Raw genomic sequence first — 12,121 nt, 5'->3', positions numbered from 1 at the left:
CCCGCGGGCTCGGGAACGGGCGCGGCCGCGCAGCACAGCCAGAGCTTGGAGGCCTGGCTCGGCCATGTGCCGGGGCTGAAGGTTCTCCAGCCCGCGACCCCGCACGACGCCAAGGGCATGTTGCTCGCCGCGATCGACGACCCCGATCCGGTGATGATCTTCGAACACAAGATCCTCTACAAGATGAAGGGCGAGGTGCCCGAGGGGCGCTACACCGTGCCGATCGGCAAGGCGCTGGTGCGCCGCGCGGGGCGGGACGTGACCATCGTCGCCTCTGCGATCATGGTGCATAAGGCGCTCACGGCCGCCGAGGAACTGGCAAAAGACGGCATCGACGTCGAGGTCGTGGACCTGCGCACCATCCGCCCGATGGACCGCGAGACCATCATCGCGAGCGTGATGAAGACCGGCCGTCTCGTCTGCGTCTATGAGGGCGTGAAGACCTTGGGCGTCGGGGCCGAAATCTCGGCCATGATCGCGGAGTCGGAAGCCTTCGACTATCTCGACGCGCCGATCATCCGGCTGGGCGGCGCGGAATCGCCCATCCCCTACAATCCCGAACTGGAAAAGGCCGTTGTGCCGCAGGTGCCCGACATCGTTCAGGCCGTGCGCGCGCTGGCCCGGCGGGAGCGCTGACGCCGATGCCGACCGAAGTGATCCTCCCCAAGGTCGACATGGACATGGCGACCGGCCAGATTTCGCGCTGGTTCTTCCAGGAAGGCGACACGATCAAGAAGGGCGAACCGCTGTTCGAGATCGAGACCGACAAGGCCGCCATGGAGGTGGACGCGCCGGCCTCCGGCACGCTGCGCAACGTCACGGGCGCGGAGGGCGTCGACATCGCCGTCGGCTCGCCGGTGGCCTGGATCTATGCCGAGGGCGAGGCGGTGAATGCACCCGCGCCGACGGCCGACGCGGGCACGCCGAACGTGGTCGGACCCGACCCGGATGGGAAAGCGGACGCCAAGCCGGCCGACAGGCAAAACGTGCCAGCCCGAATGAACGGCGGGGGCAAGCCTTGCTGCGGCAAGGAGACAGGCGAGCGCCGCGGCGTTCGTGCAACGCCTCTCGCCCGGCGCATCGCGCGCCAATATGGCATCGACCTCTCCAGCATCACCGGCCATGGCCCGATGGGGCGCATCGGCCGCGAGGATGTGGAAGCGGCACAGCAGGCAGCGGCCAGCGCCCGGCTGGCGGAGGCTCCGGTTCGCACCGAGCCACCCGCGCCGGCACCCGGTCTTGCCCGCCAGCCAGCGCCCCAGCCGGCACCGGCCAAACCGCGTCTCGTTGTCAATGGCGAGACGCCGCTCCACGTCGTGACGCTGCGCGAAGGGGAGGGCACACCTCTCGTCCTCCTTCACGGTTTCGGCTCGGAAAGCGCCAGCTGGCGTCCGCTTCTGGCGGAGTTCACCGGCCCCAATCCGGTGCTTGGGCTTGATCTGGCCGGTCATGGCGGTTCGGTCGGACGCGAGGCGGACGGGTTCGACGCGCTGGTGTCCGGCGTGGAGGAGACGCTTCAAGCGCTGGGCCTCGCCTCCTGTCATCTCGTCGGCCATTCGCTCGGCGGCGCGGTGGCGAGTGCCGTCGCGGCCGGGTTGGCGATCGACGTGCGCTCGCTCCTGTTGCTCGCGCCGGCCGGCTTCGGGCCTGATATCGACACCGGCTTTGTGGAAGGGTTCGCCCGCGCGCGCGAGGAAGCGCCGATCCGCTCCTGGCTGCGCCATCTCGTCAGCGATCCCACCGTCCTTTCGGACGGGTTCGTGCGCGCCACCGCGCGCGGCCGCTCCGATGGCGTCCAGTCGGAGGCGCAGACGCGGCTGGTCGGCCGGCTCTTCTCCCATGGCGCGCAGCACTTCGACGTGCGGGGTCTGCTCCCCGATCTCGCCATGCCGGTAAAGATCGTGGCGGGCGCGGAGGATCGGGTCGTGCCGATCAGGCATTTCACCGGCCTGCCAGGGCGCGTCGCCTTGCACGTGTTCCCCCGCACCGGCCACATGCCGCAATTCGAACAGCGAGCCGAGGTGGCGCGTCTCCTGCGCGAACTGACGCGCTGATGACCCGCCACCTGACCCGGCGAAGCGGACACGCTGGCAGCCGGGGAATGCGATAGACTTCGAAGCCTCGACGCCGTACCGACGAACCGGAGTTCGCCGGCACGGCTTCTGCGTTTGGGGAGAGGCCCATGGCCGAGTTCGATCTCATCATCTTCGATTGCGACGGCGTGCTCGTCGATAGCGAAATCCTGGCGCGACGGGCCATGCAGTCGGTCTTCCGACAGGCCGGGATCGATGTCACGGCCGAGATGGTCAACAGCTTCGTGGGCATGAAATTCCACGACATTCTGGATGGTATCGAGGCGCGCACCGGCCAGCGCATTTCGGAGGATTATCATCCCCGCTTCTGGCAGGAGACGAAGGCGCTCTTCACGGAGCACCTGCGGCCCGTGCCGGGTGTGGTGGAATTTCTGGACGCCTCCTCGCTCCCGCGATGTGTCGCGTCCTCGTCCGATCACGAGCGCATCCGGCACAGCCTTTTCGTGACAGGGCTCGCTTCGTATTTCGCTGCGGATGCGATCTTCTCCTCGCATGACGTGTCGCGCGGCAAGCCCGAGCCCGATCTCGTGCTTCACGCAGCCGCGCGGATGGGCGCCGATCCAGCGCGCTGCCTCGTGATCGAAGACTCGCGCTTCGGCATCATGGGCGCGAAGGCGGCGGGCATGGCGGCCTATGGATTTCTCGGCGGCGCGCACCTCCTCGCCAATTCCGGCGAAGCGCTGCACGAAACCGGGGCCGATTTCGTCGCGCGGACCTATGAGGAGATCGCGGCCGAGATGGCGCGCTGACGAAGCTCAGCGCCATTTCAAAGAGCTATTGGCGCGTCAACGGCTTCCAAACGGTCCTCGGCGTCACGCTTCGAGGTGCATGTTTGACAGATTGCGACCCTTCAGAGACACTGTTTCTATCGCGATTTGCGCTTGAAAGCGGACGGCAAAGGTCAGCGGTAGGCCGTAATTGCAGACCAGTTTGTTACCTTCTGTTCGTAGCCGCTCCCGACCCAGCTCTCGATCTCGACGCGCGTCCAAGGCCCGTTATCCTGCCAGCACGTGAGGAGTTCACTGGGTGACAAGTAGTTGTAGTAACGACCGAGGCTGTCCTCGTTTTCCTGCGCGCCCGTCTTGAAGCTGGCCCAAACCACGCCTCCGTCCACAAGGGCGGCGCGGATCTTGGCAAGTATCGACGGCAACTCGTTGCGGCGCGCGTGAGTCAGCGACGCACAGGCGTATATCCCGTCGTAGGCTTCGACCGCATCCAACTCGTTGAACTTCATCGTCCTGACAGGCCGCCCAAGACGAGCCGAGGCGATCTTAGCCAGTTCCGCCGATCCATCAGTCGCATCGACGTCGAACCCAGCGTCGAGCATGGCCTTGGCATCCAATCCAGCCCCCGTACCCATTTCGAGAACCCGTCCTCCCGATCTACAGCGCTGCAGGAATCTCAGGAGGTGCGGATTGGTGACGCTATCGGCCGCGTAGGCGGCCGCATGCTCGTCGTAGAACCCAAGCACCCGATCATGCATAAGCCACTCGCTCCTTGATGGGCTGCTTCTCTCCGATTGTCCCCGAAAGCGGACAGGCAGGAAACTACTTCAAACAGCCATCTTACACCGCTCAAATCTCCGTCACGCATTTCTTCGCGCGGGGGATGGAAGTCGGGCTCATCGAGAGTTCGCTCACGCCATTTTCCACGAAGAAGGGGATGAGGTCGGGGCGGGCCGCCGCCTCGCCGCAGACGCCGATCCAGATGCCGGCTTCGCGCGCGGCCTGGGCCGCGTGGCGGATGGCGGCGAGGACGGCCGGGTGCTCCGTGCGGTTCAGCTTGGCGACCCGCGGATTGAGCCGGTCGGCGGCCATGACATATTGCGTCAGGTCGTTTGTGCCGACCGAGAAGAAGTCCACCTCGCGCGCGATCTCGGCCGCCAGGAACACGGCCGCCGGCGTCTCGATCATCACGCCCAGTTCGAACGCGCCATGCGCGATACCGGCCGCATCCAGTTCCGCGCGGCATTCGTCCAGGAGCGCGCGCACGGCATGGACTTCGCCGACATCGGCGATCATCGGCAGCAGGATCTTGACGTTGCCGACCGGCGAGGCGCGCAAGAGCGCGCGAAGCTGGGGCTTGAAGACATCGGGCCGCTCCAGGCACATGCGCACGCCGCGCCAGCCAAGAAACGGATTGTCCTCGTGCTCGAAATCGATGCCGGCCACCGGTTTGTCGCCGCCGATATCGAGCGTGCGGATCACGACCGGATAGGGCGCGAAGGCTTCCGCGAGCTTGGTGTAGGTCTCAGCCTGCTCGTCCTCGCCCGGCAGGGTCCGCCGTTCCATGAAGAGGAACTCGGTGCGGAACAGGCCGACGCCCATGGCACCCGCCTTGAGCGCCCCCTCGATCTCGGCGAGCGAGCCGAGATTGGCGGCGATCTCAATGCGCCTGTTGTCCCGCGTCTTAGGCTCCACGGTGCGATAGGCGTCGAGCTTGCGGCGCTCCTCCGCCTCGCGCGCGATGGCGCTTTGGAAGCGCACCGTCGCCTCGCTGTCCGGGTCGATGGCGACCTCGCCGCTGGAACCATCGAGACCGATCGTGCGCGCCGCCTTCAGCACCGCTTCCTCCGTGGGAAAGCCGAGCACGGCCGGGATACCATGGGCGCGCGCCATGATGGCGACATGGCTCGTCGCCGCGCCCTTGCGGCAGAGAATGCCGCCGATGTTCGAGAGCGTCGCCTTGGCAAGGTCCAGCGCGGCGATCTCGTCCGCCACGATGATCGAGCCCTGCGGCATCTCGGCGAGCGTCGTATCCTTGCGCCCGAGAAGCGTCAGCGCGAGGCTGCGGGTGACGCTGCGAATATCCTCGGCGCGGGCGCGCAGATAAGGATCGCTCAGCGCTTCGAAGTTTGCTGCGATCTCGCGGCCGGCCTCGACCACGGCGCTGGGCGCGTCGCGCCCGTCGCGGATCGCGGCCTCGACGGCTGCAATGAACTCGCCATCCTCTGCGACTTCCACCAGAGCGTCGATGATGGCGGCATCGTCGCGCTTCAGGCCCGGCCGGCTCTTGGCTTCGCGGAAGGACTGGACGGTTTCGGCAAGCGCCGCGCTGTAGCGTGCGCGCTCGGCCTCGCGCTCGTCGCCGGGCACGGTGCGGGGCTGGATGTCGAGTGCGGCGGGGAAGAAGGCGAAGGCCGGGCCGACCGCCGTGCCCTCGCTGGCGCCGATGCCGCGCGATGCGCTGGTGGCGAGCGGCTGCGCCGGCGTGGCTTGCGTCTCGGCCGGCTTGGCGGGCAGCGCAACGTCGCCGGCGTCCGGCGTCTGGAGGAAGGTGGAGAGAGCCGAAAGGGCGTCGGCGGCGTCGTCGCCATCGGCGCGCAGCGTCGCCTCGTCGTTCTCCTTGACGCCCAGCAGCATCAGCTTCACCGCGCTCTTGGCGCTGGCGCCCCGCCCGTTGCAGCGGATTTCGATCTCGCTGGCGAAGCTCTTGGCGAGCTTGACGAATTGCGTGGCCGGGCGGGCATGAAGCCCCTCGTGCACGCGCACGACGACGGATCGCTCGATCATGGCACTCATAGTTCCACAGAGGACAAGGAAATCGAAACCGGCGAAGGACCGGCGGGGGCTCCGGCCGCTGGCTCGGAGGACGAGCGGAGCCGATGCCGCGCATCGGTCGCGATCCTCAGTGGCGAGCGGCTCCGAAGGGTCTGCCCTCGAGGGCTCGGCGGTCAGCCGCCGATCGTGATCTCGGCGCCGGGCTGGAGCGCGCCGGCGAGCGTCGCGGCATCCACTTCGCTGGCGGTGATTTCGCCGGGGCGCTCGGGCGTTTCCGCGCCGTTGAAGTTGATGACGACATGGCCGATGTCGCGCACCTTTCCCCATGCGAGCGGCCCGATGCCGGTGAGCCTGGCCTCGACAGAGCCGACCCGGATCGTCGCGCCCGGCGCCGGAGGCTCGTCGCTCGGGCCTTCCACCACACGGTGCGTCACCGAGACTTCGGCGAGCTCCGGCGGTGCGCCGTCGGCAAAGAGAATGAGGACGCCGCCCTCCAGAAGGTCGGCCACATCGGGGCCGATGGCGGTGACGGCGGTGCGGAATTGTAGGCTCATGACACTCTCCGGGAAAGGGCAGCGGTGATGAGTGCCGCGCCCGGCAGGGGCGGGCCGGCGCGCCGGCCCGCTTCGATATCAGAGGAACGCGTCGCGATCAGAGGAAGAAGCTCGCGACCCAGGCGATGAGCACCGAGACGGGACCCATGATCTGGCGGCTGAGAAGAACGGCCGGCACGCCGATCTCGATCGTCTTGGGCTTGGCTTCGCCGAGCGCGAGACCCACCGGCACGAAGTCGCAGCCGACCTGCGTGTTGTAGGCAAAGAGCGCCGGCAGGGCCATGGCGGGGGCGATTGTGCCATTGGCGATCTGCGGGCCGATAATGGCGACGCCGATCACCTGCGCGATGACGGCGCCGGGGCCGAGGATCGGCGAGAGGAACGGCAGGCCGCAAATGGCCGACAGGACGATCAGACCAAAGATATTGTTGGCGAGCGGTCCCATCGGAGCGGCCAGGAGATCGCCGATGCCGGTGTAGAGGATGATGCCGATCAGCATGGTCACGAAGGCCATGAAGGGCAGCACGTTGCGAATCACCATGTCGATGGTGCGCCGTCCCGCATTGAAGAAGATGCCGACGGCCCGGCCCATGACGCGGCCGACCGAGGTGATCGCGCCGATCAGGCCGCCCTTGTTGGTGGCCGGCATGGAATTTCCGAGCGCGGCGGTGGCTTCCGCCGCCGAGGAGAAGCTGCGCGGCGCGGCGGTGGGCTGGCCCATGCCGGCGGGCGAGGCCGAAGCCTGGCCGCTGGGTGCGGCCGTGCCATCCGCCGGGGCCATGTCCTCGGGCGTCACGCCCGAAACGTAGATGTCCTCGGTGATGAATTGGGCGAGCGGGCCGCTCTGGCCGACCGGCATGATGTTGACCGTCGGGATTCGTTTGCGGGCATAGACGCCGCAGCGCGCCGTGCCGCCGCAATCGATCACCACGGCCGCGATCTCGCTTTCGAGCGGCGGGGTGCGGAACCCGTCCACGACGGTCGCGCCGGTGAGTTCGGCGAGGCGCTGGGCGACGGCGGGAATGCCGCCGCCGGTGACGGCGACGATCTTGTCGCGCTCAGGGCTAGGCTGGATCACCAGCGGGCCGCCCCAGCCGCCCTTGCCGGCGGACACGCGAATGGCTCGGAATGTCTTGGTCATGGGTCTGTCCTTCCGGTCCCGAGCCTTAGAGCGTCACGCCTTCGCGCTGCGCGAGAAACCGCGTGACGCGCTCGGTGACGATGCCCTTGAGAAGGATCACGACGATGCCGACCATGAAGTAGAAGATGGCGAGATTGATGTGGTAGCCGGCCGGGATGACGCCCCGGTTTTCCAGCTCCAGAAGCGCGACCAGAACGCCGCCCCAGACGAAATACTCGCCGGCATTGGCATGGGGGAAGAGGCCCAGGATCGGATGGCAGAAGGACACGGCCGAATCGTAGAAGGCCGGCTTGTGCTTCTCTTCCAGGAAGGTGCCGAACGTATAGGCCATAGGGTTGGTCAGGAAGAACATGGCGAGCACCGGCAGGACGGTGTAGCGCGTCAGAGCGTAGCGACCGGCCTTCTGAGCCAGACCATGCACCCGCTCTTCGCCGATCATGCCGGTCAGCGCGTAGAAAGCCGTCATCAGGACGACGAGGGTCGGGATGATGCCGGTGACGAAGCCGAGGAAGACCTCGCCGCCCTTCTGGAACATGCCGATGAAATGGCGGCCGATCGTGGCGAGCCAGCCGAGTTGCTCTTCCTGATTGCCAGGGGAGAGCTGCTGAACGCGCTTGGCATATTCGGAAGCCGAAATCGAGCCGCCGCTCCCGGCGGGGGCGGTCGCCTGCGCGGTTCCGGCGGCGCCCGGATCGGCGGCCTGGGCCAGGAGCTGAGCGCCGTGATGGGCGCTGTCGGCCAGCGCGCCGTGATGGCCGGCGAGGTCCGTGGCGGGCGCGACGATCGCGGGGTCGCTCAAGGCATGGGCATAGGCGGCGCCATGGCTGGCGAGATCCGCCACGCCTTGCGCCATCATCATGGTCAGCATCATAAGGCCCCTCCCGGCCATTTTGAGGAAACCCCCTCCGGGGCTTCTCGTTAGTCTGGAAATCCTTTGTCAGGTGCGCCGCGCCACTCCCGCGCGGCGGCCTTGCTCATCGCTCGTCGCTCAAGCGAGGGACGGCGAGAATGTTGCGAGATTGGTGGCCTCGGATGGCGTCGTGCCACGCCGAACGGTCTCGATCTGATCGAGAGCCGTCAGAAGCGCCCGCTCCAGCGGATGTTTGGGCTGGGCCTCGGCGCCGGCGCGGGCCTGCGTGAGCGAGAGACCTTCGAAACGCGCCACCGGCTGGAAATGCGCGAAGATGGTGCGCCCTTCGAGGGCGACGACGCGGCGGAGCGTGCCGTCCGGCGCCGCGACGGCCATGACGATCGCGCCGCGCCTGAAACCGCCGCCGCTCTTGCCCGCGCCCATCCAGCCATCGGAATATTCCGAGGACAAATGCCGGAACGCATCGCGATAGCGACGGATCTGGACGAACGTGCCCCAGCATTGCAGCATCCACGCCAGCGCCAGAAGCGCCAGGATCACCTGCCAACTCCACATGGAAACCTCCCGACGATGCTCTCCCGTGCATCGTTGCCTAACAATGAACATTTGACTTCTTCTATGTCAAGATGTTCTGACGGATCGTGTCAGCTGGCGGGCGCTTCGAGAAGGCGCAGGGCGCTGGTTTCGTCCGTGATGAGGACGGTCGGCCGGACAAGGGCGAGGGAGGCGCGCAGAATGTCGATCTTATCCGGCCCGCCTGACGCCATGATGCGCTTGGGCGTTCGGCTGATCGCCTCGACCTCGGCCGACATGATGCGCGCGTTAATCGGATGATCCACCAGCTTTCCGTCCGCATCGAGAAAGTGGAACAGGAGATCGCCGACCGCACCGGTCCGTTTCAAGGACAGCCGGTCGGCCTCCGCGATATAGCCGGTGCGATAGGTCGTGGCGTTGGCTGTGATGCCGCCGACGCTGAGCACCACCATGTCGAGATGGCCTGCCATGTCGAGAACCGAGCTGAGGCCGCAGCGCTCGATCAGCGCCGTCTTGGTCTCGACGCTGTCGACGATGGCGGGCGCGGTCAGAAGAAAGGCGTCGCCGTTGAAGATCTGCGCGAAGCGCCAGGCAAATTCCGCCGGGTTGAACCGATGGGCCTGGCTGATGCCGCCGAGCAGCGAGACGACGCGCATATCCTCCAGCGCCCGCGCTTCGATGAAGGGGAGCGATTCGAACAGGGTTCGGCCCCAGCCAAGGCCGACCGTCATGCCGTTGGCGACCGTTTCCGAGAGATAATGGCCAATGGCCGCGCTGATGACGGGCGCGGGGTCTTCGCCCGAGCCCGGCGCGGGCACGACGATGGCCGTGTCCAACCCGAAGCGTTTTTCCAGCGCGCGCTCGGTCTGCGTGAGTTCGGCCAGCGGCCCGGCAACGGAAATGCGCACCTCCGAGCGGTTGCGCGCTTCGGCCAGAAGCCGGACAACGCTGACGCGGCCGACGCCGAGCGCCGTCGCGATATCGTTCTGCGTCATCTGCTCGACGTAATACATCCAGGCCGCCCGAACCCGCATCCGGTCGGCCCGCGATCCAACGAGAGATCCCTGATCGGACATGTCTGTGGTTCCTTGCGTTCTCATCGGGCGCTTGGGGTCGAAGGCGCGTTACGCCCCCGCGCGGACGGGGGCTTGCTCCGGCTTTGTGATGGCGCCGGTCCGGAGAAAATTCCTCATCTTCCGATCGGCCCTGTGCTAATGTTCACTCGCAAATGGGAGAGCGTCCATGTTGCCATATCCTGATAGTCTGGCTCTGCCTTTCAAGGAAGGGATCCGCGACCTCCGGTCTTCGATCCGACGCGAGGCGAAGGCCGGCGCGGTGTCGAGCCGGTTCTTCGGAACGCCCGAGCCGACGCGCCAACTGGCGCGGCTGGCCGATGGCGTCTTCACACGGGCCGAGCGCTTCGCCGGCATGGTCCTGGCGCGCGACGGCGCCGATCTCGGCGCGCGGCTGGACCGGCTGGGCGCGGGTCTGGCGCAGGGGCAGGTGGCCGAGCGGACACGGGACGTCTATGCCGTCTGTCAGGCCATTCTCGATCTCGACGGGCCGAGCGGGGCCTTCGTGTCCGAACTCAAGCTCGCGAGCCGCAATCTCGACCGCCCGCTCACAGCCCCGTCCGATGCGGCTCTTTCCGCCGTGCGCATCGCCGCGCGCATGGCCTCGCTCGACATCGTGCGCCCCTGCCTGTCCGTGGTGCTCACCCAGGAGGAGCGCGACGAGAGCACCCATCTCAATGCCCGCATCGCTCTGATCGCCTGGCTTGCCGTCCTGGTGCGCCTCGACAATCCGCGCGAGGATGCGCGGGTGATCCTCGCCAGCGCGCGCTGGGCCATGGAAGCGGAAGAGGGCGAGTGGCTGGCGCTTCTGAAGGCGCGCAAGCTGAACGAACTTGCCGCGCTCTGGCGCCAGACCGTGCCCTATCTTCCCTGATAGGCTCGAGACAGAATCAGAGAATGAGGGGAGCGATCCGTTGAGCGACAGCGCGCTGAAGCTGAGCTTCGACTTTCCCGCGGAGGGCGACGGCCGCTCGCAACTGCGCCGCTCGATCCGGCGTCTGGCGGCCTTCTCGCGGCTGACCCATGCCGGGCTCGACCAGTTCAACGCCCGTTACGGCACTGATCTTCAGATATCCTCGCGCAAGCTCACGCGCGCCTTTCTGGAATGGGTGCGCAAGTTCGACGCCGAGCGTGAGCTGGCCTCGCGCGATCGGCGTGATTTCAGCCATTTCGCGGCCGGGCTTCTGATGAGCAGCCTGATCCGCAACCGCCCGGTCGAGCCGGTTCCCTCGACCCGTGCGCCTGCGCGCTCGAACCAGCCCGTCAGCCCGGAGCAGGCGCTGATCGCCTTCTGGCCCGAGGGCGTCTTCTATTTCGAGTTCTGCATCACCGTGCTCGACAAGGTTCTGGCGGAGCAGTCGCTGGAGGGCATCCATCTGTCGCCGCAGGCGGTGGAACTGCGAAGCTGGCAGTCCTTCCGCGAGAATGTGCAGGACGATCCGAACCTCGCCATCCCCTTTCTCGACCAGTTCCTGGGTGGCGATCCGGTCTGGGACTTCCCGACGGCGGCGCGTTTCCGCACCGCCCTCCAGCCGCATTTTCTCAAAGCCGATCGGCGTCTGGCCGGGGGCTGAGCCCGCCGGCCTCGCTCCGTCTCAGACCGCCGTGCCGTGCGTTCGGTCGTAGCGATTGACGGCGGACGGCGCCCATCCCTCCGGCAGGCGGTTCGGCTTGTAGACCTCCACCATCAGCGGATAGCAGGCCGCCGCGTCCGAGGAATGAACCGTCGAACAGTCGCCGCCCGGACAAGCCGACAGGCAACCCAGAAGATCGATCTCGGCGAAGAATTCCAGATAATCCCCCGGCCGCACCGGGCTCGCCTTCATGAAATACTGCCCGGTATCGCGCGTGAAGCCGGTGCACATGAAGACGTTGAGCACGTCATGCACATGTCGCTCGGCCTCATGAAGCGGCAGGCCCGTTTCCTGTGCCAGCGCGCGGGTGAGGTTGGAATGGCAGCAATGGTGGTAGGTGCCGCCATCGCTGAGGAGCGAATGCGTATAGGGATCGCAGCGTGTTCCGATCACGTCATGGACCGCGCCGCCGAAGGCATCGAACCCGTACCAGTCGAGCGTATCATGCGTGATCGTCGCCATGGGGCGGAGCGTGGGAAAGCTGGAGAAGAGCTGATCGCCAAGGCCGACATGCGTGCCGACCAGCGCACGCGTCTTGCCGCTATAGAAGCGCTCCGTCAGATCGTTCGCATGGAACAGATTGAGGTCGCCGACCTGCGGCCCGTCCACGGAGAGAATGCGGAAGAAATGCCCGGCCGGCGCATGGAAGCAGGCCGCGTCACGCGCCGGCACCGTCACCCGCTCCACCAAGGTCCAATCCTCGCGGACCCCACGGTAGGCC

The 12,121-nt window shown here is 66.9% G+C and carries 13 protein-coding genes; 5 read left to right on the top strand and 8 right to left on the bottom strand.

The features are described 5' to 3' along the window. From AUL36_RS08370 to AUL36_RS08360, 3 genes are all read left to right on the top strand, one after another. Nucleotides 1-636: alpha-ketoacid dehydrogenase subunit beta (locus AUL36_RS08370; RefSeq protein ID WP_280137981.1), on the top strand; the 636-nt coding region annotated here is incomplete at its 5' end. A 5-nt stretch (nucleotides 637-641) separates the two neighbouring features. After that, nucleotides 642-2,054 (top strand): acetoin dehydrogenase dihydrolipoyllysine-residue acetyltransferase subunit, encoded by a 1,413-nt coding sequence (locus tag AUL36_RS08365; RefSeq protein ID WP_062219721.1) that lies wholly within the window; start codon nucleotides 642-644, stop codon nucleotides 2,052-2,054. Between the two features lie 128 nt (nucleotides 2,055-2,182). Beyond that, nucleotides 2,183-2,842, top strand: coding sequence for an HAD family hydrolase (locus AUL36_RS08360; RefSeq protein ID WP_062219719.1), 660 nt, complete (start codon nucleotides 2,183-2,185; stop codon nucleotides 2,840-2,842). Nucleotides 2,843-2,994: 152 nt separating this feature from the next. Here the strand turns inward: AUL36_RS08360 and AUL36_RS08355 are convergent, their stop codons facing one another. The 7 genes from AUL36_RS08355 to AUL36_RS08325 all read right to left on the bottom strand — a co-directional run bounded on the left by AUL36_RS08355 (nucleotide 2,995) and on the right by AUL36_RS08325 (nucleotide 9,769). Beyond that, nucleotides 2,995-3,576, bottom strand: a complete 582-nt coding sequence (locus tag AUL36_RS08355; protein ID WP_062219717.1) for a class I SAM-dependent DNA methyltransferase — start codon at nucleotides 3,574-3,576, stop codon at nucleotides 2,995-2,997. 91 nt (nucleotides 3,577-3,667) lie between these two features. Continuing rightward, a complete protein-coding gene (gene ptsP, locus AUL36_RS08350; protein WP_306302827.1) occupies nucleotides 3,668-5,605 on the bottom strand; it encodes a phosphoenolpyruvate--protein phosphotransferase in 1,938 nt (645 codons plus the stop codon). A 161-nt stretch (nucleotides 5,606-5,766) separates the two neighbouring features. Next, nucleotides 5,767-6,147 (bottom strand): PTS glucitol/sorbitol transporter subunit IIA, encoded by a 381-nt coding sequence (locus AUL36_RS08345; RefSeq protein WP_062219715.1) that lies wholly within the window; start codon nucleotides 6,145-6,147, stop codon nucleotides 5,767-5,769. Between the two features lie 97 nt (nucleotides 6,148-6,244). After that, complete coding sequence (srlE, locus tag AUL36_RS08340; protein ID WP_062219713.1) at nucleotides 6,245-7,288, bottom strand: PTS glucitol/sorbitol transporter subunit IIB; 1,044 nt, start codon at nucleotides 7,286-7,288, stop codon at nucleotides 6,245-6,247. Between the two features lie 25 nt (nucleotides 7,289-7,313). Further along, complete coding sequence (gene srlA, locus AUL36_RS08335; protein ID WP_062219723.1) at nucleotides 7,314-8,087, bottom strand: PTS glucitol/sorbitol transporter subunit IIC; 774 nt, start codon at nucleotides 8,085-8,087, stop codon at nucleotides 7,314-7,316. Between the two features lie 189 nt (nucleotides 8,088-8,276). Further along, nucleotides 8,277-8,714, bottom strand: a complete 438-nt coding sequence (locus AUL36_RS08330) for a transcriptional regulator GutM (protein WP_062219710.1) — start codon at nucleotides 8,712-8,714, stop codon at nucleotides 8,277-8,279. Between the two features lie 89 nt (nucleotides 8,715-8,803). Next, the gene (locus AUL36_RS08325; protein WP_244497075.1) at nucleotides 8,804-9,769 is read right to left on the bottom strand and encodes a sugar-binding transcriptional regulator; all 966 of its coding nucleotides are present in this window, start codon (nucleotides 9,767-9,769) and stop codon (nucleotides 8,804-8,806) included. Between the two features lie 166 nt (nucleotides 9,770-9,935). Here AUL36_RS08325 and AUL36_RS08320 point away from each other — a divergent pair, with 166 nt between their 5' ends. Then, nucleotides 9,936-10,640, top strand: a complete 705-nt coding sequence (locus AUL36_RS08320) for a hypothetical protein (protein ID WP_062219706.1) — start codon at nucleotides 9,936-9,938, stop codon at nucleotides 10,638-10,640. Between the two features lie 40 nt (nucleotides 10,641-10,680). Then, a complete protein-coding gene (locus AUL36_RS08315) occupies nucleotides 10,681-11,340 on the top strand; it encodes a hypothetical protein (protein WP_062219704.1) in 660 nt (219 codons plus the stop codon). Nucleotides 11,341-11,361: 21 nt separating this feature from the next. Here the strand turns inward: AUL36_RS08315 and AUL36_RS08310 are convergent. After that, on the bottom strand, nucleotides 11,362-12,121 hold a 760-nt coding region (locus AUL36_RS08310; RefSeq protein ID WP_062219702.1), incomplete at its 5' end, for an urea carboxylase-associated family protein.

It is taken from the genome of Aureimonas sp. D3 (genome assembly GCF_001463805.1).
GTDB lineage: Bacteria > Pseudomonadota > Alphaproteobacteria > Rhizobiales > Rhizobiaceae > Aureimonas > Aureimonas ureilytica_A.
The sequence above is the reverse complement of the archived record's forward strand: the minus strand, read 5'-3'. Positions and strand labels throughout refer to the sequence as shown.